Source organism: Amycolatopsis sp. NPDC059657, assembly GCF_042734395.1.
Lineage (GTDB): Bacteria > Actinomycetota > Actinomycetes > Mycobacteriales > Pseudonocardiaceae > Amycolatopsis.
Map to the genome: position 1 here is coordinate 1 of NZ_JBHWEB010000034.1, position 21,638 is coordinate 21,638.

Consider the following 21,638-nt stretch of genomic DNA (forward strand, 5'->3'; position numbering starts at 1 on the left):
AACGAGAACTGGTCGATACCTACGACGTGTCCAGGCCGACCATCCGCGACGCGGTCAACATCCTTCGCGCCGAGGGCATCGTCATCTCCGAGCACGGTCGGGGCGTGTTTGTTCGTCCGCCGGCCAGTATCACTCGCCTGGCTCGCTCACGTCTCTCGCGAGCAGCACGTGAGCGTAACCAGGCGGCGTTCATTGCTGATGCAGCAGCGCGCGGCTTTACGCCGTCGTCTTCCGTAAAGATCAGCTTTGAACCGGCTGACGCACGGGCGGCCGCGTTCCTCGGAATCTCGCCGGGCGATGAAGTCACCGTGAGAGATCGGGTGATGCGCGCCGACGGGCTCGTAGTCCAACTCGCGGTGTCGCGCTTGCCGCGCGAATTTACGCGCGGCACCGCGATCGAAGAAGTGAATACGGGCGCAGGCGGTGCCTACGCACGACTTGAAGAGGCTGGACACATAATCGGTTCATTTGTTGAGCACGTTGGCTCGCGAATGCCGACGCCTCAAGAAGCTTCGCTTCTCCAGCTTGCGGACGGCGTGCCGGTCCTCACGATAACTCGCATTGCTATGCGCGAGGATGGCGTGCAGCTGGAAATGAACGACATGATTCTGGCTGCCGATCGCTACGAACTCACTTACGAATGGGAAGCCGAGTAGCGTCCAAGATGCCCGCTTAAGCGGAGCCCGAACGGTAATTGTGCCTGCTTGCTAGCTGGCGACCACCGAGCACGAGTCCGTGCCCTTCGTCAGCTCGAGCTGGCCGGTCGCGTCCATGATTTGGCAGACGGCGCCGCCGGTCGCCGGCCGCGACGTCGTCACGGTGACCGTCGATCCCTTGGGCACGGTGACCGGCACGCGCAGGACGTCCATCGGGCTGACGTCCTTGGCGGTCACGCCGCCGGGCCCGGCCGGGTCGGTGTAGGCGACGTGGCCGGCGCCGGTCGCACCGATCTGGACCGTGACCATCTGAGCCGCGGGCGTCGGGGTGGCTGGTGGTGTCGGCGCTGGGTCGCTGCCGCAGGCGGTCAGGGTGGCTGCGGCGATGGCCGCGGCGAGGGTCAGGGCGACGCGCTTCACGGCGATCTCCAGCTGCTTGGGCGGGGGCGTTGTCCTCCTGTACTCGCGTTGATCATCAGCGGCGTTACGTATTCGCGTCGGTGCGGGCGGTGTTGGTTGCTGGCGGTCCCTCCAAGAACCCTCCAGAAACCCCACTACATGAGTCGACATCAGACGACATGAGACGACATCGATAGTTCACGCTGTGAAGGGAACGTGCAGCGTAGAGACATGAGACGACATGAGTCGACGTCACGCGACATGGCGTCTGGTCTGAGCCTGTTACCCGGAGGGTTCTTGGTTCGAGTCCAAGCGGGGGAGCAATCGCAAGCGAAAGCCCAGGTCATCGACCTGGGCTTCTTCGTTTTCCGGGTCATTGTGGGCCTGCGGGGCCCTTTAGCGTGGCGTGATCGCCTGGGTGCCGGGGTACTCCTGCCGCCATGACGGGTGAAGTGCCGGAACTGGCTTCATTGCAAGAGCTGGTCAAGCTGTATGAGGACCGGCCAGGGCTGTATGTGCGCTGGGCGCCGGAGTGGGCTCCGCCTCGTGGTGGCAGCGTGGACGAGCTCACCGGGGCCGCGTTGCCGGGCCTGTCGGTGAATCCGCTGGCTCCGGAGCCATGGTGGGGTCAGCGGCCGCTTGAACTGTGGCTTGCGCGGCGGCTTTACGACTATTGCCACCTTCGCCATGTGCGGCCGCGCCCGACTCGGGCGTGGGTGCTGGACGGCACCGTGGTCGGCCGTGGGCCCGACAACGAACCGCTGCTGGCCGAGCCGGAGCCGGTGGCGCGCTTGTCGAGTCTCGTGCTCGACGAGGCCCGTGCGCTTCTTCGCCTGTGGTCCCACGAGGACGCTGAATGGGGACCGCTGCGCCGTCCACCCGAGATCAGCCGGGGTTAGCCGCGTACTACCCGGGTATGCCCGATACCGCTGAAGCGATGCCATGGGAGCGGATATGCCGAGAGCGATGCCCGAGGGACCGACTGATCTGTCGAAGCGCTCGTGGTGGGGGGTGCTGAAGCGGACAGTGACCGAGTTCAACCGTGACAATCTCGGCGATTGGGCGGCCGCGCTGACCTACTACGGGATTCTGTCGCTTTTCCCGGCCGTGATCGTGTTGACCGCGGTGCTCGGCTTGCTCGATCCGTCGGCTACCGAGGTGTTGATCGAGAATGTCAACGCTGTCGTTCCCGGGCAGGGCAAGGAGATACTCGCCGGCGCCATCCGTGAGCTGCAGCAGTCGAAGGGGCTGGCGGGACCGTTGGCGGTGGTGGGCCTGGTCGGGGCCCTGTGGTCGGCTTCGGCGTATGTGGGGGCTTTCATGCGGGCGTCGAACGCGATCTACGAGATGCCGGAAGGCCGACCGCTGTGGAAGACCGTGCCGCTGCGGGTGGGTTTGACGCTGGCGGTGGTCGTGCTGCTGGCGCTGTGCGCGATCGGTGTGGTCGCCACCGGCGGGGTCGCCGAGCGGGCCGGACGGCTGCTGGGTGTGGGTCCGACGGCCGTACTGGTGTGGGAGATCGCGAAGTGGCCGGTGATCGCGGTCTTGGTGAGCTTGGCGTTCGCGTTGCTGTACTGGGCGGCGCCGAATGTGCGTTCGCCGGGCTTTCGGTGGCTCAGCCCCGGGGGAGTGCTGGCCGTCGTGCTCTGGGTGGTGGCGTCCGGCGGGTTCGCGTTGTATGTCGCGAACTTCTCGTCCTACAACAAGACCTATGGCTCACTCGGTGGTGTCATCGGGTTCCTGGTGTGGCTGTGGATTTCCAATCTCGCGGTGCTGCTCGGCGCGGAGTTCGACGCCGAACTGGTCAGGGGCAGGAACATCGAAGCCGGTGAACCAGCTGACAACGAGCCGTTCCTGCCACCGCGCGACGTGCAGGCGATGGATGACGAGGAACCCGCGGCACGCGAACCCGATCACCGGGGCGGACAGCGACGTCACCGGACGTAAGACGCGCCGCTGGCGGTGCTGACTATCTTCTTGGCATCCTCGGCGGTGAGCAGCTTCGCGCTCACCCACTCGTTGGTGGTCGTCCGTACCTTGCCGACCAAAGCGCCCTTGGACTCGAATGGCGCGGCGGCCCAGATCTCGTCGAGCAGGGTGGTGCCGTCGCTCTTGGCCGGGTTCGGCACGCCGGAGTCGATCTTGCCGAACACCACCCGGGGTTCGTCGCGGCGGAAGTAGGCGTGAGTCGGGTTTTCGGTGCCCTCGTAGAAGGGCGCGAACTCGATGCCACCCAGGCGCAGATGCAGCGGCTGCCCGCTGACCGGCTCGAATGAAGGCAGCAGATCGCCGGACAATGCCGTGTTCCGGTAGAGCGACAGGCGCAGGAAGCTGGTACTGGGATCGCGGGCGACCAGCGTGACCGGGCCGTAGAACAGCGCCTGGGTCGCGGGATCGTCGATGGCCTTCTCCACCCGCAGGCGGAACGGCAGGCGGACGCGGACCGTGTCACCGTCGCGCCAGGTGCGAGACACGGTGAAGTACGTACCTGGCGCGGCGTTGCCCCGGATGAGCTTGCCGTTGACCTCGACCTCGAAGCCGGTGCGCAGCCAGGCCGGTACCCGCAGGCGTAGTGCGAACGCGGCCGACCGGCCCTTGACGGTGATCGTCGATCCCTGCTCGACCGGGTAGGCGGTCCGCTGGGTGACGGTGACGCCCTTGCTCGCCCAGGTCAGGGTGGACGGGCTGTACAGATTGACGTACAGGGCGGTGTCGTCCGCGGTGCGGAAGTAGACCGAGTCCTGGTACTTGGTGGCGCTTTCCATCCCGGTGCCCTCGCAGCAGGTGGTGCCTGCCTTCGGCGTGTAGTCCCGCACGTGTCCCGGCGCCAGCCCGATGAAGTAGGTGACCCGCGGGGTTTCCGGATCGGCTTTGTCCTGTTTGGAGCCCAGGATCTGGTTGTAGAGCGTGCGCTCGTAGTAGTCCATGTACTTCGGATCCTGGTCGTGGAAGAACAGCATCCGGCTCAGCTTGACCATGTTGTAGGCGCAACAGGTTTCGGCGTTGGTTTCGCTCAGTGTGCCCGCGATGACGCCGGGCCCGCGCCAGAACTCGCCGGTGCTCGTGCCGCCGATCCCGTACATCCGGCCTGGCACGACCATGCCCCAGAAACCCCGTGCGGCGTTCAGGTAGCGGGCTTCCCCTGTCTCGTCGTAGAGCCGGACCAAGCCGGTGAGGATGGGGATGTGCTGGTTCGCGTGCAACCCGGTCAGTATGTCGGTGCCCGCCGCGCACGAGTCGATGAGCCGGTCGAGGTCGAACAACCTGGCCAGCGCGAGATGCTCGGCCTTGCCGGTGCGGGCGTGTACGTCGCAGACCGCCTCGACCATGCCGCCGAACTCGCCGCTGGAGAAGATGCCCCACATCCGCTGCAGGGTGCTTGAGTCCAGTTTGGACAGTCGGGAGTACATCCAGTCGCACATGCCGTCGGCGAGGTCGAGCGCCCGCTCGTAGCCCGTGTTGGCGTAGGCCTCCAGCAGACCGCGGAGGATCTTGTGCGCGGTGTAGTAGGGCGCCCATACCTTGGTGTAGTCGCCGTTGACCATGGATTCGAGTGTGATGAACTGGGTTTCGGGATAGGCGGCGAGGAAACCGGGATGGCTGGGCCCGCCCCAGGTGCGGCGCAGCGTCGCGTGCCGGGCGTTGCCGGAGCCGTCGGCCAGTGCCCCGCCGCTGGTTTCGGTGAAGGCATATGACGCGAGATCTCCGCGGCCCGCCGCGGCCGATGCGGCGGATTTGTCCTGCAGTTCCTTGATTTCGGCGGCGGTCAGCGCGCGCGACCACATGTTGAACTCGCCGAACGCGCCCGCGAAGACCGGGTCGGCGTAGTGGGATCGGCCGAGCCAGTGCTCGCGTAGCGAACCGAGGGTGGCCGGGTTGAGTGTCATCGCGGTGTTCACCCCCGCCGCGACACCGTTGACGTACAGGGTGCCGACCTGCCCGGTGATCGTGACGGCCACGTGGCTCCACTTGTTCAGTGGCAGTGGGGCGGTGGCGTCGATGGCCTGTTCGCCGCCGGCGCCGCCGGTCGTGATGGCGAACCGCGGGACACCGGTGGCGTTGCGCGCCGCCAGGTAGAGGTAGCGGCTCGTGTCGTTGCCGAAGTCGAAGATCCGCTGCCAGTTCGCGTTGTGCCCGGGACGTACCCACGCGGAGATCGTGATCGCGGCGCTGCCGCCGAGTACGGTGCCGGGAAGGTCGACGTACTGATAGGACCCGCGGACGTTCTCGACGGCGGTGCTGAACGGCCCCTGCGTGCTCAGCACCACGGGGTCGCGTCGCAGCGCGCCGCGGACTTCGTGGAGAGCGTCCACCATGTACCGGATCTTGTCGGAGAAGGCCGCCTCGCCCGTGCTGCCGTAAGCCTGCGCGAGCATGGTGAGGAAGTGCCCGGTGTAGTGCCCGCGCAGGTTGCCGTTGGCTTCGCCGTCGAGGCCTTCCCAGCCGCCGGGCGCGACCGCCCCTCGGGTGGAGAGCCCGGCGTTGGCGCGGAAGACCTGCAGCAGCCGGTCCACGTTGTACCCGCGCCCGTGATCGAGCATGAGGTCACGCTTGGTGGCGAAGATTCCCTTGCCCAGTGCGACATCGCCGAGCTTGAACGGCTGGACTCGCGCTGCCGCCCCCGGTGCCGCCGCCGCGCTAGCCGGGGCGAACGCGGGAAGCAGGGGTACGGCGGCGACCATTGCCGTGGTGCGAAGGAAAACTCTTCGGTCGAACGGTCGGCTCATGTCGTGTCGGCCTTTCGCTGGTGGCAACTCAAGCGGCGGGTGCGGTGGTGGTGCTGTCTCCGGGGATGAGCGGGGGTGTCAGCGATTCCAGCTCGGGGGCCGGTCCGTCGTCGCGCCGGGACCATCGCGGCCGTTGGCCGGGTTCGCCGGTGTGTGGCCACGGCCGTGAAATCGGTCGTTTCCCGTGATCACAGAGGAAACCGCGCTCGGTGAGACCTCGGCCGCGTTCGCCACGTCGCGGCCGGTTTCGGGTGCTTCGCGCGCCACTTCACGGAGATCAGTCATCGTCGAGGACCTTCTCGGTACGTCGTTGTCCGGTCTGCTGCCTCAATGAATGTTAACGCTAACATTCATTACGATGACTGACGATAGTGTTTCCCCGCACTGGTGGTCAAGGAGTCTTCGGCGGTGCGTGGATTCCGGTCCCGTCGTCGAATTCGTCGAACTCGGCCTCCAGTCGGGCATTGTCTCCATTGGTGATGACTATGGCGACGGGACTGGGCGGGTACCGCCTTGGTGATCTTTTCGTCTCACAGTGGTGCGAAATCTTACGTTTCCGGAAAAAGTCGTAGTCGACGGCAGCTTCGACACCGAGCGGGATGGAATTCAGGATTTGCAAGGACCAGTTCGGTCCGGACCCGTGCGGGTCATGGAGTGCGAAGAGCCACTGACTTGGCGATTCCGCTGGCTTGCGAAGGGGACTTTCCTGACATTGAACGTCGGGAAAGTCCCTGCCGCTTCGTCGCTCGCTCAGGCGGCGGAGTAACCGCCGCCGGTCTGCGGTGCGCCCTTCGGCTTGACGGCCACCTGCGGCTTGGGCTTGGCTGTCGGCTTGGGCTTTGTGGGGGTGGGCTTCGGATCGGGGTCCGGAGCGCCCGCCACCACGAACGTCGCCGACGCCTTCTGGCCGCTCTCGCAGGTGAACGTCGCCACGTACTTACCCGGCTTCTTCACCGCGGTGCCGGTGCCGGTGTACGAGGGGAAGTTGCCTGCCTCGCCGTGCCACTTGATCGGTGCGACCAGTCCGGGCGACGTCACCGGGGTGCCAGGGGCGCAGCCGCCCGCCCACGCCCTCATGCTGATGTGCACCTGACCGCCGGGCTGGACCGGCGACGGCCCGATCCCCCACAGCACGTCGGCGGCCTGCGCCGGCGCCGCGCCGATCCCCGCCAGCAGTGCCGCGGCCCCCATCGCGGCCAACCCACGTCTTGCCAGTACAGACATGAAAATCCCCTTTTCGGTGTTCCCTCGCTGCTCCCTTGCACGTGTGGGCCGCCGATCAGGTTGCCTTCTTCCGTGCGCCGGGCTCCGCGATCCGAGGGAACCGATCCGGCATGTGTGACATCCTACTTCCAAGTGCCACATCGACCCCGCCGGCGAGCGTCCGGGGGAGCAAGGGGGGCGGATCGATGGTTCCAGCCGGAGCGGGGTTCTTCGTGCGGCCGGAAGCGGTGGATGGGCTCGCCGGCCTCGTGCGCAAACAGGGGGATGGGGCAGGCGACTTCCGCCAGGCGTTCCGCAACACCATCGTGGACGGCGGCCGCACCGGCGACGACGGCGAGGGGCTGCTCGCGCTGATCTGGCCGAAGCTGGACGACTGGCAGCACAACACCAGAAATCACCTCGGTATCGCGTTCGGCTCGGGTATCTCCGCAGGCGACACACTCCACTGCGCGGCCGTCTGGTACCGCACCACCGACCGCGCCACGGTGGAAGGACTGGACCGGACGCTCCGGGAGATGGGGGCCGAACGCGTCGGCAAGGACGAGGTCCGCGATCCGGCCTCCGCGGGAACGTTCCGGGAGGTGGCGCCCGTGGACTATCCGGGCCCGAGCTCGGAGAAGATCGACAATCCGGACTGGTGGCCGGTCAGGGCCGAGAAAGCGGCCGAGGAGATCGCAGATCTCGGCGGCACCTTGGGCGACGTGGCCGGATTCGTCGAAGACATCACCGGCGTGGACATCTTCCAGCTGGCCACCCGCGCCGTGATCGGCGACTGGAAAGCGTTGCAGGAGCAGGCGGTCCTCTTCCGCGACACCGAGTCCGGGTTCGCCGATATCGCCGCCAACATGCAGCAGGGCCGTTACGGCATTCAGGACCAATGGATCGGCCGGGCGGCCGACGCCGCGAAGGATTGGCTCGACAAGTACCACGCGGCATGCCTGGACCTGTCCGGATACTGCGGTGCGGCAGGCGACGCCATCGAGGGCCTGGCCAGAGCGGCGTACCACCTGATGCAGGACCTCAAGCACGGCCTGGGTGCCCTGATCGACATCCTGCTGTTGCTCTACACCAAGGGGGCGGCGATGGCGGCGAAGTCCGGCAAGAACATCGTCGGGTTCATTCTCGACGTCATCGATGCCCTCGTCGAAGGCAAAAAGCTGTTCAAACTCTTCGGCGGCGACCTCAAGCAGCTCGGTGCACTCCTCGCGGCCGTCATTGACCAAACCGGCGTCATTCGCACCACCATCAGCGCCCTCCTGGCTCTGGCGCACCAATTCGAACTCGGCAGGGGCATCGGCGACGCGACCCGCGCGACCGCGCGCGACGTCGAAATCCCCAGCTGGCCCTTCACCTACGACCATCCGCACGCGGACTGCGGACGAGGGGCACGGGCATGACATTCATCGATCCCGCTGACAACGTCAACTGGCCGGTCGCCCGGCACAACATGATGCGGCTGCTGGCCGCGTCCGGACCGGGGGCCGGTGCCGATTTCGCCAAGGACGTCCTGGCCGGCGCCCGGCAACCACACGAACTGCTGTCGCACCGGCCCATCGCGGACGAACTCGCCGAGCAGGGTACGGCCTTCCGGCGGCTGCTCGACAAGATCCCGCCGGCCGAGCTCCGGGAATTGCACGCGCATGCCGAGGAGGCGGTGCGTCGCGAGGTCGACGAGCTGGCAAGCCTGGACATCGAAGCCGCCGAGGCGGAACTGCGTGCCGCGTCCGAGCCGACGCGGGAGTCCCGGCCGGACGGACGGCACGACGAGGACGACGACGACTGGTTCGGCCGGTCGTTTCTGGAGGACGTCTGAGGCGGGCGGTCACGTGGCCAAGCTTTTCTGTTCCGTGAACTGCTTCAGCGCGCTCATGGCTTCACGCAAAACACTGCGACGTCGGCCTGGTACCAGCCGTTGCCGGTGGGACGCGCCTGGCTGGAGCTGACGTAGCACTGGTCCCGGGTGTACCCGCCCGAGGCGACCTTCCGCCACGCGGAGTCGGTCGCGTACCGGATGGCCTGCTCGGAGCCGAAGCCCGCGCTGCTGCCGTAGAACGTCTGGCTGGTCGCCACGGCCGAGGCGGCTGGCGCCCCCGCGATCAGGCCGGCGGCCAGCAGGCCCGCCCCCGCGATCCATTTCCTCATGTCAGGTCCCCTCTCGATGACATTAGCCCAGGTGATGGCTACTTCCGCTCTCATTCATCTGAGCTGATGTCATTGAGCATGTCCAAGTTGGATCGATCTGTCAACTGAGATGGATGATGTTGGTTACGGCTCACATGGGCTCATGTGAGCCGCCGGCCGGCTCGCACGATCGCCGCGAGCACCTCGTCGAGATCCGCCGCCGTGGTGCGGGGATTGATCGTGCACAGGCGCAATGCCTGCGCACCGTCCACTGTGGTCGTCGCGATCAGTGTGCGCCCGGTCCGGTTCACCTCGCGGCAGATGGCGGACTGCGTTTCGGGGTCACCTGGCCGGTAACGCAGGCAGACGATGCCGAGGCTCGGTCCCGCTGCCAGTTCGAGCTCGGGGTGCGCGGCGATCAGCGTCGCGGCTCGTTCAGCTTGGTCCAGACCATGGTCGATGGCGGCGCGGAACGCGGCCACCCCGAAACCCTTGAAGGAAAGCCACAGTTTGACCGCCCGCGCCGCGGTGGTGAACTGCACGCCGTGGTCGGACAGGTTCGCTTCGCCGCGGGCGATCTCGAGGTAGCCCGCGTGGGCGCGGAACCGGTCGATGGCGAACGCGCGGTGCAGCACGGCCGGGTCGCGCAGGAGCAGGCATCCGATCTCGTAGGGCTGGAACAGCCATTTGTGCGGATCGATCACCACCGAATCGGCTTCGGCGAGCCCGGCCAGCACGGCCCTGCCGCGCGTGGTCAATGCCGCCGCCGCGCCGTGTGCGCCGTCCACGTGCAGCCACAGGTTCTCTTCGCGGCACAGTGCGGCGAGTTCGGGGAGCGGGTCGATCGCTCCGGTTCCCGTCGTTCCCGCGTTCGCGAGCACGAGGAAGGGCCGCCGCCCGGCGAGCCGGTCCGCCAGGATCTCCTGCCGCAGATCGGTGGGGGAGAGCCGCGTCGGCAGGAGGCGCACCTCACGCAGCCCCAGCACATGACAGGCACGAAGCACCGCGGGATGGGTCTGGTCGGAGCAGTAGAGCACCGCGCCCGTGGGATCCTCGCCAAGGCGTTCGTCACGGGCGGCGGCCAGCGCGGTCAGGTTGGCCAGCGTGCCACCGGGGGTGAACACCCCGCCGGAGCCGTCGGGGAGCCCGAGTAGTTCCGCGAGCCAGCGCGCCGTCACCAATTCGATGGCCGCCGGGCCCGCGCCGACCGGCCACGCGCCGGGGGAGGTGTTGAAGCCGGCGGCGATGAGGTCACCGAGCACGCTGAGGAAGTTGTTCGCGCTCGGCACGAAAGCGAGGCAGCCGGGATGGCCCAGCCGCAACGAGCGCGCCATCACCTCGCCGGTGAGGAACGCGATGAGCTCGCCGGGATCGGACGGCCGCTCCGGCACGGGGTCGGCCAGCACGTCGCGGAGCTCGGCCGGCGTCGCCAGGCGTTGCACCGGCTGTTCCCGTAGCCCGGTCAGGTGATCGACGAGCAGGTCGACCACCTGGTGACCGAGTTCGCGCATCCGTTCCGGGGGCAGGTCCAGCCAGCCGCCCTCAGGCATCGTCGACGCGCAGGGTGCGGCGCACGGCGTCCACCCACGCCTGCGTTTCGGCCGTCAGCTCTGGTCGTCCGCTGACCGCGGCCGCGCGGTGGGGCAGCTGGATCAGCACCAGTTCTTCGCCGGGACGGAGGCGATCGGACGGGTGTGCGTGCGCCCATAGCAGCGCTTCACCGGGCATCAGGGTCAGTAGATCTCCTTGCCCTGCTGGGAAAAGCCGGCCGTTGTCGAGACGGTACCGGCCGGAGGCGACGGTCTCGCGCAGCACACCGGACCGGTCGGACATCACGACGAGCTGGCTCAGCGGCAACGATCGGGTGCGCACGCGCTCGACCGGCGCCGACATCAGCAATGACGCGAGCACATGGGTGCCCAGGCTGGGCAGCAGGCCTGCCGCGCGTTCCTGTGCCTGGACAAGGGAAACCACGGTCTGGAAGCGGGGATTGACTTCGATCGGCAGCACGGCTCCCGCCGGGGTGACCATCAGATCCAGTCCGAACGCGCCGCGGTAGCCCAGCTCGCCGAGCCGGTCGCCGACGGCCGCGCAGACGGCGCCGCAGCGAGCGGCGGCTCCGGCGGGCAGATCGTCGTCGGCGATGAGCTGGTTGCCGCAGTGCGCGCCCCAGTACGAGGTGAGCGCGGGAATCCCGACCAGCTGATGCGAGAGCGCGGAAACCACGGTGCCCCAAGGAGTCGCGCATCCGCTCACGGTCACCGGGACACCCTCGACGTACTCCGCGATGCGCACCGTCTCGCCGTTCCACTCGCGCAGCGCGTCGGCCAGGTGCCCGGCCGAGGTGACGAAGCGGGTTCCTTTGCCGGTGAGGTTGTTGACCCGGCGCTGCACCACCAGTGGACCGCCATCCCAGGGCCACCCGGAATCGGCGTCGACGACCCAGCTCCGGGGTGTCTCCACACCGGCCTGCTCGAACAGGCGCAGCACGTCCACCTTGTCCGCCGCGGTCGCGACGGCGTCCGCGTCCGGCGCGAGCAGCCGCAGTCCGCTGGCCGCCGCCCATTCGTGCGCGCCGGTCCCGTCCTCGGGCGCGAAGCTCACCGCGAAACCGCCGGGCTCGCACCGCGTCGGCTTGACCGGACGGCCTTCGGCTTCCCCTCGGTGATCGCGATGGGCGTACCGCAGCCACGGGATCGAGGCCGAGGCGCCGAGGAACGGGGAGCGGTCCTGCCAGGTGAGAGCCGGCGCGTGCCCTCGTAAGAGGTCGAGTCCCTCGGCCGCGGGCACCCCGCAGACGCTGATGAGCATCGCGGTCAGAGAACCGTGAAGGTACCCAGCGAGGACTGCCGTGTGATGCCCTCAGTGGACAGGCATTTCAGCAGATCGAGCGTCGGCGCCGCCTGCACGGCCTGCGCGGACCTGCCCGCGTACACGCCTCCGGTGATCGTGCCGAGCTTGGTGACGACGTCGGCGCCGGGCAAGGAGGTGACCGTGACGGTGTAGGAGAAAGTGCTCGTCGACCCGTCCGACCAGGTGATCACCCGGGTCTCCGGCACCGTCCCGAGCGGTTCCAGGCACCCCGCGCTCCGGTCGACGACGAACTCGCTGTGCCCGGTGCCCGCGCCGGCGCACGAGCTGTACTTGTCGTGGACGGTGGTGCGCAGCGGCCGTGGCTGAAGCACGACGCCGGGCGAGTACGACCAGTCCGACGACGTCGTGCACACCACGACGGCCGGATCGGCGGCCGAGGCGGGCTGGGTGAGCGCGAGCGGCGCGGCCGCGGCGAGTGCGGCGAGCATGGCGGTACGACGGGACTTCAAAACGGAAGCCATTGTTTTCACATCCGGGGACTCGCGGGAATGGTGCCGACTTCGACTTTCAAAATCCTTGATTCCGCAAAGCCTGTTGTCGATCAGCTGAATGGCTGACGAACGAACCCGTTCCGGTGAGCTTTCCGGTCACGCGGGCGCGTCGGGGGATCTTGAACCACGGGCCGGTGACCTGGTAGTCATCATCCGTCGGCGCCGTCATCCGCGCACGATCGCCAGCCGTCCGAGCGAGAAGCGAGGCCCATCGTGACCAGCGTATCCGAGGAGAAGAAGGCCGAGTACGGGGCGATGTTCAGCGCCCTCGACAAGGACGGGAGCGGCACCGTCAGCGTCCGCGAACTGCGCGACGCCATGGGACGGCTCGGCCTCGACGAGTCGAAGGCGGCGGGCACGCTGGCCGGCGCCGATCTCGACGGTGACGGTGTGGTCGACCTCGGGGAGTTCGTCGCGCTGCTGCACGGGCTCGACCAGGGCGAGGCGAAGAAAGCCGAGCTCCAGGCCATTTTCGACGAGTTCGACGCGGACGGCGACGGCTTCATCAGCCGTGCGGAGTACCAGCAGGTGGTGTCCCGGCTCGGCGAGGACATCACCGACGAGCAGGTGTCCGAGTTGTTCGCGCTGACCGACTCGGACGACGACAAACTGATCACTTTCGACGAGTTCCGCGCCTCCTTCGGCTGAGGGTTCCGGCAGGCACCGGCACGCCCGGTGCCTGCCGCCCGCGTCAGAGCATCGCGCGGACGAACTCGGTGAAACTGATGCGGCCGTCGCCGTTCCGGTCGGCGATCCGCAGCAGCTGGTCGACCTGATGCCGCGGCAGACCTGACAAACTGAGCTCCGAAGCGGTGATGAATCCGCTGTTGTCCCTGTCGAGTTTGCGGAAGGTTTCTTCGTGCACCTTCATCATCGGCCGCGCGAAGGCGATGAACTCGTTCAGGTCGATCCGGCCGTTGCCGTCAGTGTCCAGCTTCGAAAGCACGCGCCGCAGTTCGTCGGGCCCTAATTTGCCGCCGCCGGATTCGAGGAATCGGCCGAGTTCGGCGGCGTCGATGGTGCCGTCCCGGTTGACGTCGAACTTGTCGAACGCGTCCTTGTACGCTGCCCACTCGCCACTGCCGATTTCCAATGTTCTCCCTTTCACGCCTGGAATCGCCGGCTTTCAGCGTAGCTTCAGGCACTGGTTTGACACACCGAGGTTCGGGGAACAACATCATCAGGCTCGCGATGAGCCCCGTCCTGGACCCTGGCGGAGAAACGGACACGCCATCTGTCCACATCGGACACTGAGACCGGTTGGTGGCTCTGGCGACTACCGGAAGGTTCGTTCATGACCCAGCTGGGCAGAATCCTCGTCATCGGTGCGACCGGCCACGTCGGCCGCCATGTCGTCGCTCAGGCGGTGGGGGCGGGTGTGAAGGTGCGGGTCATGGTCCGTGACCCCGGCAAGGCGCTGGTGCCGCCCGGTGTGGATGTCGTTCGCGGAGATCTGGCCGACCCCGCGAGCATGGAAGCGTCCCTGCTGCATGTCGACGCGGTGTTCTTGATGTGGCCGTTCCTGACCGGCGACGGTGCCACGGAGGTGCTGGACGTGATCAAGCGGCACGCCGCGCGCGTGGTCTACCTCTCGGCTGCCGGGGTCGACCTCGACCTTGACCGGCAGCGCAACCCGATCTTCGAGTTCCATGCCGCTCTCGAGCGCGCGGTGACGGCGACCGGACTGGAGTGGGTCATCCTGCGGCCGTACAGCTTCGCGAGCAACAACCTCGGATGGGCCGCGCGGTGGCGCACCGGGGTCGTGCGCGCGGCAGGCGGAGCGGAGGTCAGGTCGGTGATCCACGAGGCCGACATCGCCGCGGTCGCCGTGCGGGCACTGCTCGACGACGGCCTGATCGGCACCCGGCCCGAACTGAGCGGTCCCGAAGCCCTCACCACCGAGGAGCAGGCGGTGGCGATCGGTGAGGCGCTCGGCCTGCCGGTGCGCTTCGAGGAGATCGGGCAGGCGGAAGCGCGCGAACAGGCGGTTGCCGCAGGCTATCCCGATGACCTTGTCGAGGCGTTGTTCGACGGCGCGGGAACCTTTGCCGTGCAGCCGGTGACGAGCAGGGTCGAGGAGATCACCGGCCAGGCGCCGCGGTCGATCCGCCAGTGGGCCCTCGATCACGCCGAAGCCTTCCGGTAAGCGGTTCCGTGGCTACGGGTTCGTAGCCACGGAACCGCTTGTGGTCAGCAGGTGCAGACGCCACCGTTCTCGACGCCGGCTACGCCGTTGGCGCCGGCGAGTCCGTTGGCGCCGTTGGTGTTGACGATCGTGTTCACGCCGCTGCCGCCGTTGATGCTGCCGGAGCTGCCCAGCCCGCCGCCGCCCGCGGCGCCGCCGATGCCGCCGGCGCCACCGGGACCCGCGCAACCGGTTCCGCCGTTACCACCGCTGCCGCCATTGCCGCCGGCGCCGCCGATGGTGGTGATGGCGTCGTTGCCTGCATTGCCGCTGATGGAACCGGAGTTGCCGATACCGCCCGCACCACCGGCACCGCCCAAGCCGCCTGCGCCGCCGGGCTCGACAGCGCTGGAGCCGTTGCCGCCCTTGGCGCCGAGCCCGCCGTTGCCGCCGAGGCCGCCGTTGGCCTTGAGTATGTCGTTGCCTGTTCCGCCGCTGATGCTGCCGGAGTTGCCGATACCGCCGGCACCCGCCGCGCCGCCCAGGCCGCCTGCGCCGCCGCCGTGACCGCAGCCGCCGAGGCCGCCGTTGCCGCCACCGCCGCCTGCGCCACCGGTTGCGGTGAGCGTGTCAGGGCCGAAGAGGAGAAGGCCGCTACCGCTCATGGTCCCGGAGTTCCCGACACCACCCGCTCCACCGGCGCCGCCGAGGCCACCGGCACCGGCGCCGCCCGCGGTGCCGCCACCGGCGCCGCCGAGGCCGCCGACGCCACCGTTGCCGCCCTTGCCGCCTGCCGCGGTGACGGTGTCGCTGCCGAGACCGCTGACGATCGTCCCGGCGTTACCGGTGCCGCCCGCCCCGCCGACCCCGCCGTTGCCACCGGCGCCGCCCGCGCCGCTGGCGAATCCGATGCCGCCGACCCCGCCACTTCCGCCGTTGCCGCCTGGCCCGCCGGTGACGGTGATGCTGTCGGTGCCGGCTCCGCCGTCGATACTCCCGCCGCTGCCGACGGCGGTTCCGCCGGTGGCGCCGGATCCGCCGTTGCCGCCCGCGCTGCCCGCGGGAGTGCCCGCGTCGCCGTCGGCACCCGGGGAACCGTTGGCTCCGTTGGCGCCACCGGTGCCGGTGACGATGATCGTGTCGTTGCCGCCTGCGGCATTGACCGTGCCGTCGACGGGCCCGCCGGTGATGGTGATGACGTTGCCTGCGGAGGTGCCGGTGAGCGTCTGACCGGTGGGGATGCCAGCGGTGCAGACGAAGTTGCTGCCGGTCTGGGTGCATCCCGGTGGGAGTGCCCAGGCCGGTGCGGGCGCGACGAGTGCGAACCCCGCCGCGGCGCCCAAGCCGATCAGTGCCCGCCACGTGCGGCCTGCTGTGGTGATCCGTGCTGTCGATCTCATGGTCGCTCTCCACCCGTGGGCTGGGTCCGGGCTGCTGCCACGGACCCGCGGGGATGGGTTGATGACCGAGGTCCGGGGTCACTGTCCGGTGCCGCGTACGTCAGGCACCGGACTCAACAACACCCTCTGCGTCACAGCGTTCGCCTGCCGGCGCGGAATTGAAAGGAAAAGCACGACCGGTCACCCGCACGCGACCGGAATTCCCCACAATGCCGCCCGAGGTTGATCTTTTGTTCCGCGCGGAATCTTGTGAAAGATGAAACTTCACCTAACGACGGAATAGTGCCGAGAATCAGGCCACGGCCAGGCGTTCGCCCGTTTCCTGCTCGGTATTCCGGCGTCGTCGGATCATGCCTTCGCGCAGGCGACGAGTACGCCGATGGTGGCGGCGGCTGCGGTCGCGTGTGCGGCGGCGCTGGCTGCCGCGTGGGTGGCGGCAGCGGCGGTGAAAGCGCCAAGGTTGGCGGCGGCGTCGTTGATCGCGGCGGGTGTCCCGGTGAGCACGCCCTCGGCGAAAGCCTTGGCCGCGGCCGCCGAGGCGGCCGCGTCGGCGACATTGGCGGCGGCGACGGTGGCCGCGTTGGCCGTGTCGACGGCGGCGGCGATCGCGGTGGCGCAGCTCGCGGGCGGGACCTTCGCCGCCGGTGCCGCGGAGCTGGCCGGTGCCATGACCAATGCCACTGTGGTGCTGATGGTGAGGAATGAAACTGCGAAACGATTCGTCTTCATGGTAGAACTCCTGTCCACAAGGGAATAAAAGCCGGCCGAAACCGAACCGGCCCATGTTCTGAGTGGACCACCGAATTGCCCTCGAGCGGCAAAAGGCACCCGTACGTGTCGAGCTGCCGCCATTCGGGCAAGCTGTATCTATTGCTGGACAGGTGGTGTAACGTCGATTTCGTTAGATTATTGATCGCCGGTGACCGCATTCGCGGGACGTTTGAGATTGCGACTCAGCCACCATCGGTCCAAGTTCCAGGAAAGTTCTCATGCGGCACAATCGCGTAATTCTCACACTGGCCGGGGCGTCCGCTCTGGCAGTGGGCACGGCCGTACTGCTGCCCATGGCGGCGCAGGCGACGACCGAGGCCGTCGCCTGTAACGAGACGGCGCTGGTGACAGCGGTGACCGGGGCCAACGCCGCGGGCGGCGGGACGGTGACCCTGACCCCCGGCTGCACGTACACCCTCGCCACCAGTCACGGCAACGACGGCGTGAACGGGCCCGCAGGGCTGCCGATCATCACCACGCCCATCACGTTCGAGGGCAACGCCAATGTCATCACCCGTTTCCCCGCCGCGGCGGCGTTCCGGATCGTTCAGGTCGGCACCACGGGCGGTGTCACGTTCAAAGCGGTCAAGGTGACCAACGGGCATGCGGCCGCGACAGGCCACAATGACGGTGGCGGCATACTGAGCTTCGGTGCGGTGACCCTGACCGGCGGTGAGCTGTCCGGCAACGTCGCGGACGGTCTCGGTGGCGCGCTTTACAGCACGGGTGTGCCCGCCGCGGCGACGTTCACCAGCAGCACGGTCAAGAGCAATATCGCGAATCGCGGTGGCGGGATCGCCAGCGTGAACGGGACGCTCACGATCACCAGCAGCACGGTCACCATCAATACGGCCGCGGTGAATCCTGGTGGCATTTACTACCAGGCCGGTTCGGCGTCGCTCAACACCTCCACGGTGACCGCGAATGTCGCGACCAACTGCAGCGGCAGCCCTTCTCCTGTTCCCGGCTGCATCGGCTGACAAATCGCTCTGTCACAGGGCCGAAATCCGGCCGGGTCGCTTCGCTGAACGCGGAGCGGCCCGGCTTCTCGCATGGTCGTGAGTCCCGCCTGCCAGTGTCAGGCGTTCCGGGCTGCCGAAATCGCGCTCAATACGTCTTGGAAGGTCACGATGCCTGCCACCCGGCCGCCCTTGAGCACGACCATCGAGCGCAACCGGGTCTCGATCATCCGATTGGCCAGCTCGGGCAGCTCGCGGCCGGCGTCATTGTCACGGGAAAGTGAATCGGCGGGATGGCGGGTTCCGTCCAGCGCGGATTCGGTCAGCAGACCGAGTAATCGTCCTTCGGAGTCCACAATGGGCAGTGCGGTGAACCCGTGCGCGGTCATCGCCGCGGCGGCTTCCCCCACTGTGGAGCCGAGTGTCACCGCGACGGGCGGGGTGGTCATGATGTCTTGGGCACGCATATCGTGTTCCATCCACTGTAGACAGTGCGGGGTCGGAGTACACGCTCGACGACCGGGGACCGGGGGCGACAGAAGAACAACGCGTCCCGCCATGCTCGGCCCGCACTCGGACGGTGTCAAGGAAATCCGGTTCATCCGACCCGTACGGGTCGGCTCGCCGAGATGATCAAAGGCTTCCGTCGATACGCGATCGTGGCAACACCGCGCTAACGGCGGTGCCCCTGTTCTCTCGCGTGGGACTACACTTGACGTCTTCCGCTTCGCCCCGGCCCCTGGCGATCACCGTCTCCCCGATCCCAGCGAGGCACGATGTTCGCACGCATCTTGTGGGCGGCCTTGACCGTTTTCCTGGCCTGTTTCACCCTGATCGGCGCGGTGACGACTTCGTTGGGCGCGCTGCTGGGCTGGAGCATCCTGGGATTCGCGATCGGTGTGCTGGCCTGGCAGGTCGCACCCCACGTTCCTGTCCATCGCGTGATCGTGACTGATGCGCCGCACGCGTGGATCGGGGCCGCGGCCGCGGCGGCTGTGCTGGCCGGCTGTCTCGCCATCGCCGGAATGTCGGGAGTGTTCGGCGGAACCGTCACCGCCTGGCTCCTGGTCATCTTCGCCGCGGCCGCTGTCTGGCGTCACGGGCGGAGGTCCAGGCGCGGTGTCAGGCCGTCGGTGAGCACTCCTCGAGAACCCCCGGCGGTCCCGCGGTTGATGACCGGGGTGTCCACTGAGGAACTGTGCGTGGCTTGGCGGCGCAGCTACTTCCAGCTTCAGCAGGCCGCCGACGACACGGTGCGCCGTCAGGTGATCCTCGACCGGCAGGGCTACCTCGACGAACTCGACCGGAGGGACCGCGACGGCTTTCTGCGGTGGCTGGACAGCGGTGCCCGTGCGGCCGGCGACCCGAGCCGATATCTGACCGCCGAGGGTTGAGCTTCCCCGGTTGGAGCCCGACGTGGTCATCGACCGCGCCGGGCTCTTCTCGTCTCAGGCGACTAGATGCCCGGCCGGAAGGGGATCGGTCTCGATCGCCCGGCACGGTGCGGCGATGGCCTCGGCGACGGTGGCGTGGATGACGAGCGTTTCGTGCAGCCTGGTGATCTCCAGCGGACGCCAGGTCGCACGGGTGTTGGCGACGATCCGCAGATCGGTGTGCGGAGCGGCTTGCCGGTGGGCGGCGAGCAGCACGTTGAGCCCCGCGCAGTCGAGGAACCGGACCAGCGAGAGGTCCACGACCAGTCGCCGGGGACGCAGGCTCAACGCTGAGCCGATCTTCCTCATCATCGCGGGTGCGGTGCACAGGTCGATTTCGCCTTCGATGGCCAGTACGGCCGTCCGGCTGTGTTGTGGCACGGACATGGCGGGCGCGGGTGGCGCGCGGTGGCGAAGGTGGAGGATGCTGAGTTTCACGATCGGGCTCCTGACAGGGTGGGCCGTCGATCGTCGTGAGAGCGGGGTCTTGGCGCTCCGGCGCCGGTCACTCGAAGCCTACCGCGCCAGGACGCCGCTGACGTGCTTTGGGGCAGACGGGAGACCGGGTATCGCGTCCCGCCAAGCCGGGCCGCCGGCGCGGTGGTGCTCACCGACCGGCCGGTCGGCCTTCGCCGCGACGCCTCGGGCTGGTCAGTGAGCTACGCGGACGGCTATCTCACTGATCCTGGGGCAGGGCGAGGATGAGCTTTCCCGTGTTGCCACCGCGGAACAGGGTGAGCAGGGTTTCGGGGAAGTCCTTGATGTCGCCTTGGACGAGGTGCTCGAACGAGACCAGTTCGCCGGTGCTGATCCACTCGGCCAGCCGGGTCATGGCCTCGGGGTAGCGGTCGGCGTAGTCGAAGATGACGAACCCGGTCATGGACGCCCGCTTGGTGAGCAGCTGCAGGTAGTTCGACGGCCCCGGCGCCTGCTGGGTCGCGTTGTACTGGGCGATCGCGCCGCTGATGACGACTCGGGCTCCGGTGGCGAGGCAGGTGAGGACGTCGTCGAGGATGGCGCCGCCGACGTTGTCGAAGAAGAGGTCGACGCCGTCGGGGGCGTGCTCGCGCAGTCGCGCGCGGACGTCGCCCGCCTTGTAGTCGATGGCCGCGTCGAAGCCGAGTTCGTCGACCAGGGTGGCGCATTTCGCGGGGCCGCCCGCGATGCCGATGACGCGGCAGCCGGTGATGCGGGCGATCTGGCCCGCGATGCTGCCGACGGCTCCGGCCGCGCCGGAGACGACGACGGTCTGGCCCGGCTCGAGGCGGCCGACGTCGAACAGTCCGAAGTAGGCGGTCAGGCCCGCGATCCCCAGTGCGGCCAGGTGGGTGGGCGCCGGGGCGAGCGCGGTGTCGACCTTGGTCACCTCACCGTCGCGGCAGAGCGTGTAGCGCTGGGCGCCGAAGCGGCCGGACACGATTTCGCCGACCTGGTGGTCCGGGTGCTGGGAGGCGACGATGCGGCCGATGCCGCCCGCGCGCATGACATCGCCGAGTGCGACCGGCTCGATGTAGGTGTGGCGGCCGGAGATCCAGCTGCGCATGGCCGGGTCGAGGGAGAGGTACTCGACCCGCACGAGGAATTCGCCCGGCCCGGGCTGGGGCGCGGGCTGCTCGGTGTAGTCCCAGTCGGACGGCTGGGGCAGGCCGACGGGGTGGGCGGCGAGCCGGATCTGGGCGTTGGCTGAAGTCATGAGGCACCTGTTCTCTAAGTTAACGACGTTACGTTGACATAGTTACCATAACGGTGTCAACCTAGGGAGGTGACTGCCAAGCGAGTGCGCGCCCGGCGCGGTGATGGTGCGCTGCTGCGGGACGACCTGTTGCGGGTCGCCGAGGAACTGCTCATCGCCACCGGCAGCGAGGAAGGTGTGACCGTGCGCGCGGTCGCGCAGTCGGCGGGGGTCACCGCGCCGTCGGTGTACCGGCATTTCGCCGACAAGGAAGCGCTGGTCGAAGCGGTCTGCCTGCGGGTGTGGACCGAGTTGACCGAGCGCATGTGCGCGACCGCCGAGGACTCGACCGACCCGTTCGACAGGCTCAGCCGGGCGGCGAGGGTCTATCTCGGCTTCGCGCTGGAGCACCCGGTCCAGTACCGGACCCTGATCACGCGGCGGGCGACCGGGCCCGAGGCCGCCGCGGCGATTTCCGAGTGCCTGCAGCACTTCGTCGACACCGTGTCCGCCTGCGTCGATGCCGGCTTCCTGCGTGGCGACCCTCTCGTGCTGACGGCGAGCCTGTGGTCGGCCGTCCACGGCTGCGCGTCACTGCTCATCGCGCAGCCGCGGTCTCACTGGCCCGCGGACACCGAAGCGGTGATCGATCAGACTGTCCGGATGGCCGTGTTCGGGTCCGCGCTGAGTTCCCGGCTCGCCGTCACCCCGGCGGCAGAGGAACTGGCCGCCGGGCTCGACGAGCTCACCGGCCGATGGCCGTGATGCACGAAAGCCGGGGAGGCG

At 68.2% G+C, this 21,638-nt stretch carries 25 protein-coding genes; 10 read left to right on the top strand and 15 right to left on the bottom strand.

All coding sequences use genetic code 11. The features are described from left to right. Nucleotides 1-656 (top strand): GntR family transcriptional regulator (locus ACFV15_RS19870; protein WP_378351954.1); only part of this gene is annotated, 656 nt, incomplete at its 5' end. A gap of 51 nt (nucleotides 657-707) precedes the next feature. On the opposite strand, the gene ACFV15_RS19875 is transcribed toward ACFV15_RS19870, so the two are convergent. Then, on the bottom strand, nucleotides 708-1,076 hold the full coding sequence (locus ACFV15_RS19875) for a hypothetical protein (RefSeq protein ID WP_378351955.1): 369 nt from the start codon (nucleotides 1,074-1,076) through the stop codon (nucleotides 708-710). 419 nt (nucleotides 1,077-1,495) lie between these two features. Here ACFV15_RS19875 and ACFV15_RS19880 point away from each other — a divergent pair, with 419 nt between their 5' ends. Together ACFV15_RS19880 and ACFV15_RS19885 are read left to right on the top strand one after the other, a co-directional pair. Further along, the gene (locus ACFV15_RS19880) at nucleotides 1,496-1,954 is read left to right on the top strand and encodes a DUF6098 family protein (protein ID WP_378351956.1); all 459 of its coding nucleotides are present in this window, start codon (nucleotides 1,496-1,498) and stop codon (nucleotides 1,952-1,954) included. Nucleotides 1,955-2,021: 67 nt separating this feature from the next. After that, on the top strand, nucleotides 2,022-3,002 hold the full coding sequence (locus tag ACFV15_RS19885) for a YihY/virulence factor BrkB family protein (RefSeq protein ID WP_378351957.1): 981 nt from the start codon (nucleotides 2,022-2,024) through the stop codon (nucleotides 3,000-3,002). Here the strand turns inward: ACFV15_RS19885 and ACFV15_RS19890 are convergent. The 3 genes from ACFV15_RS19890 to ACFV15_RS19900 form a co-directional block, all read right to left on the bottom strand. Further along, on the bottom strand, nucleotides 2,990-5,782 hold the full coding sequence (locus ACFV15_RS19890) for a beta-L-arabinofuranosidase domain-containing protein (protein WP_378351958.1): 2,793 nt from the start codon (nucleotides 5,780-5,782) through the stop codon (nucleotides 2,990-2,992). The genes ACFV15_RS19885 and ACFV15_RS19890 overlap by 13 nt on opposite strands. A 78-nt stretch (nucleotides 5,783-5,860) precedes the next feature. Continuing rightward, nucleotides 5,861-6,067: a hypothetical protein gene (locus ACFV15_RS19895; RefSeq protein WP_378351959.1), complete on the bottom strand. Its 207-nt coding sequence runs from the start codon at nucleotides 6,065-6,067 to the stop codon at nucleotides 5,861-5,863. A gap of 465 nt (nucleotides 6,068-6,532) precedes the next feature. Next, complete coding sequence (locus tag ACFV15_RS19900) at nucleotides 6,533-7,006, bottom strand: hypothetical protein (protein WP_378351960.1); 474 nt, start codon at nucleotides 7,004-7,006, stop codon at nucleotides 6,533-6,535. 185 nt (nucleotides 7,007-7,191) lie between these two features. On the opposite strand from ACFV15_RS19900, the gene ACFV15_RS19905 reads away from it, so the two are divergent. Together ACFV15_RS19905 and ACFV15_RS19910 are read left to right on the top strand one after the other, a co-directional pair. Further along, nucleotides 7,192-8,403, top strand: a complete 1,212-nt coding sequence (locus ACFV15_RS19905) for a hypothetical protein (RefSeq protein ID WP_378351961.1) — start codon at nucleotides 7,192-7,194, stop codon at nucleotides 8,401-8,403. Then, nucleotides 8,400-8,819 carry a hypothetical protein gene (locus ACFV15_RS19910; RefSeq protein ID WP_378351962.1) on the top strand — a complete coding sequence of 140 codons (420 nt, stop codon included), beginning with the start codon at nucleotides 8,400-8,402 and terminating at the stop codon, nucleotides 8,817-8,819. Before ACFV15_RS19905 ends, ACFV15_RS19910 begins: the two co-directional genes overlap by 4 nt. Before the next feature lie 53 nt (nucleotides 8,820-8,872). On the opposite strand, the gene ACFV15_RS19915 is transcribed toward ACFV15_RS19910, so the two are convergent. The 5 genes from ACFV15_RS19915 to ACFV15_RS19935 all read right to left on the bottom strand — a co-directional run bounded on the left by ACFV15_RS19915 (nucleotide 8,873) and on the right by ACFV15_RS19935 (nucleotide 12,661). Further along, the gene (locus ACFV15_RS19915; protein ID WP_378351963.1) at nucleotides 8,873-9,148 is read right to left on the bottom strand and encodes a hypothetical protein; all 276 of its coding nucleotides are present in this window, start codon (nucleotides 9,146-9,148) and stop codon (nucleotides 8,873-8,875) included. Between the two features lie 140 nt (nucleotides 9,149-9,288). Further along, entirely contained in the window at nucleotides 9,289-10,677 is a 1,389-nt protein-coding gene (locus tag ACFV15_RS19920; RefSeq protein WP_378351964.1) for a pyridoxal phosphate-dependent decarboxylase family protein, read from the bottom strand. Further along, on the bottom strand, nucleotides 10,670-11,938 hold the full coding sequence (locus ACFV15_RS19925) for an ATP-grasp domain-containing protein (RefSeq protein ID WP_378351965.1): 1,269 nt from the start codon (nucleotides 11,936-11,938) through the stop codon (nucleotides 10,670-10,672). The genes ACFV15_RS19920 and ACFV15_RS19925 overlap by 8 nt, the downstream gene beginning before the upstream one ends. Nucleotides 11,939-11,943: 5 nt before the next feature. Further along, nucleotides 11,944-12,462, bottom strand: a complete 519-nt coding sequence (locus tag ACFV15_RS19930; protein ID WP_378351966.1) for a hypothetical protein — start codon at nucleotides 12,460-12,462, stop codon at nucleotides 11,944-11,946. A gap of 46 nt (nucleotides 12,463-12,508) precedes the next feature. After that, nucleotides 12,509-12,661, bottom strand: coding sequence for a hypothetical protein (locus tag ACFV15_RS19935; protein ID WP_378351967.1), 153 nt, complete (start codon nucleotides 12,659-12,661; stop codon nucleotides 12,509-12,511). Between the two features lie 44 nt (nucleotides 12,662-12,705). Here ACFV15_RS19935 and ACFV15_RS19940 point away from each other — a divergent pair, with 44 nt between their 5' ends. Further along, the gene (locus ACFV15_RS19940) at nucleotides 12,706-13,140 is read left to right on the top strand and encodes an EF-hand domain-containing protein (protein WP_378351968.1); all 435 of its coding nucleotides are present in this window, start codon (nucleotides 12,706-12,708) and stop codon (nucleotides 13,138-13,140) included. Nucleotides 13,141-13,183: 43 nt separating this feature from the next. Here ACFV15_RS19940 and ACFV15_RS19945 read toward each other — a convergent pair whose 3' ends face one another. Next, a complete protein-coding gene (locus tag ACFV15_RS19945; protein ID WP_378351969.1) occupies nucleotides 13,184-13,585 on the bottom strand; it encodes an EF-hand domain-containing protein in 402 nt (133 codons plus the stop codon). A 201-nt stretch (nucleotides 13,586-13,786) separates the two neighbouring features. Here ACFV15_RS19945 and ACFV15_RS19950 point away from each other — a divergent pair, with 201 nt between their 5' ends. Further along, on the top strand, nucleotides 13,787-14,638 hold the full coding sequence (locus ACFV15_RS19950) for an SDR family oxidoreductase (RefSeq protein WP_378351970.1): 852 nt from the start codon (nucleotides 13,787-13,789) through the stop codon (nucleotides 14,636-14,638). 44 nt (nucleotides 14,639-14,682) lie between these two features. Here the strand turns inward: ACFV15_RS19950 and ACFV15_RS19955 are convergent, their stop codons facing one another. Together ACFV15_RS19955 and ACFV15_RS19960 are read right to left on the bottom strand one after the other, a co-directional pair. After that, nucleotides 14,683-16,017 carry a hypothetical protein gene (locus ACFV15_RS19955; protein WP_378351971.1) on the bottom strand — a complete coding sequence of 445 codons (1,335 nt, stop codon included), beginning with the start codon at nucleotides 16,015-16,017 and terminating at the stop codon, nucleotides 14,683-14,685. 348 nt (nucleotides 16,018-16,365) lie between these two features. Continuing rightward, entirely contained in the window at nucleotides 16,366-16,746 is a 381-nt protein-coding gene (locus ACFV15_RS19960; RefSeq protein WP_378351972.1) for a hypothetical protein, read from the bottom strand. Nucleotides 16,747-17,006: 260 nt separating this feature from the next. On the opposite strand from ACFV15_RS19960, the gene ACFV15_RS19965 reads away from it, so the two are divergent. Next, nucleotides 17,007-17,768, top strand: coding sequence for a hypothetical protein (locus ACFV15_RS19965; protein WP_378351973.1), 762 nt, complete (start codon nucleotides 17,007-17,009; stop codon nucleotides 17,766-17,768). A gap of 98 nt (nucleotides 17,769-17,866) precedes the next feature. Here ACFV15_RS19965 and ACFV15_RS19970 read toward each other — a convergent pair whose 3' ends face one another. Beyond that, nucleotides 17,867-18,214: an HPP family protein gene (locus ACFV15_RS19970; protein WP_378351974.1), complete on the bottom strand. Its 348-nt coding sequence runs from the start codon at nucleotides 18,212-18,214 to the stop codon at nucleotides 17,867-17,869. Nucleotides 18,215-18,523: 309 nt separating this feature from the next. Here ACFV15_RS19970 and ACFV15_RS19975 point away from each other — a divergent pair, with 309 nt between their 5' ends. Further along, a complete protein-coding gene (locus ACFV15_RS19975; RefSeq protein WP_378351975.1) occupies nucleotides 18,524-19,141 on the top strand; it encodes a hypothetical protein in 618 nt (205 codons plus the stop codon). Nucleotides 19,142-19,195: 54 nt separating this feature from the next. Here ACFV15_RS19975 and ACFV15_RS19980 read toward each other — a convergent pair whose 3' ends face one another. Both ACFV15_RS19980 and ACFV15_RS19985 read right to left on the bottom strand, forming a co-directional pair. Beyond that, nucleotides 19,196-19,618, bottom strand: coding sequence for an STAS domain-containing protein (locus ACFV15_RS19980; RefSeq protein ID WP_378351976.1), 423 nt, complete (start codon nucleotides 19,616-19,618; stop codon nucleotides 19,196-19,198). A 238-nt stretch (nucleotides 19,619-19,856) separates the two neighbouring features. Beyond that, the gene (locus tag ACFV15_RS19985) at nucleotides 19,857-20,873 is read right to left on the bottom strand and encodes an NADP-dependent oxidoreductase (RefSeq protein ID WP_378351977.1); all 1,017 of its coding nucleotides are present in this window, start codon (nucleotides 20,871-20,873) and stop codon (nucleotides 19,857-19,859) included. A 69-nt stretch (nucleotides 20,874-20,942) separates the two neighbouring features. Between ACFV15_RS19985 and ACFV15_RS19990 the strand changes: the two genes are divergently transcribed. Next, nucleotides 20,943-21,617, top strand: a complete 675-nt coding sequence (locus ACFV15_RS19990; protein ID WP_378351978.1) for a TetR/AcrR family transcriptional regulator — start codon at nucleotides 20,943-20,945, stop codon at nucleotides 21,615-21,617. The last annotated feature ends 21 nt before the right edge of the window (nucleotides 21,618-21,638 follow it).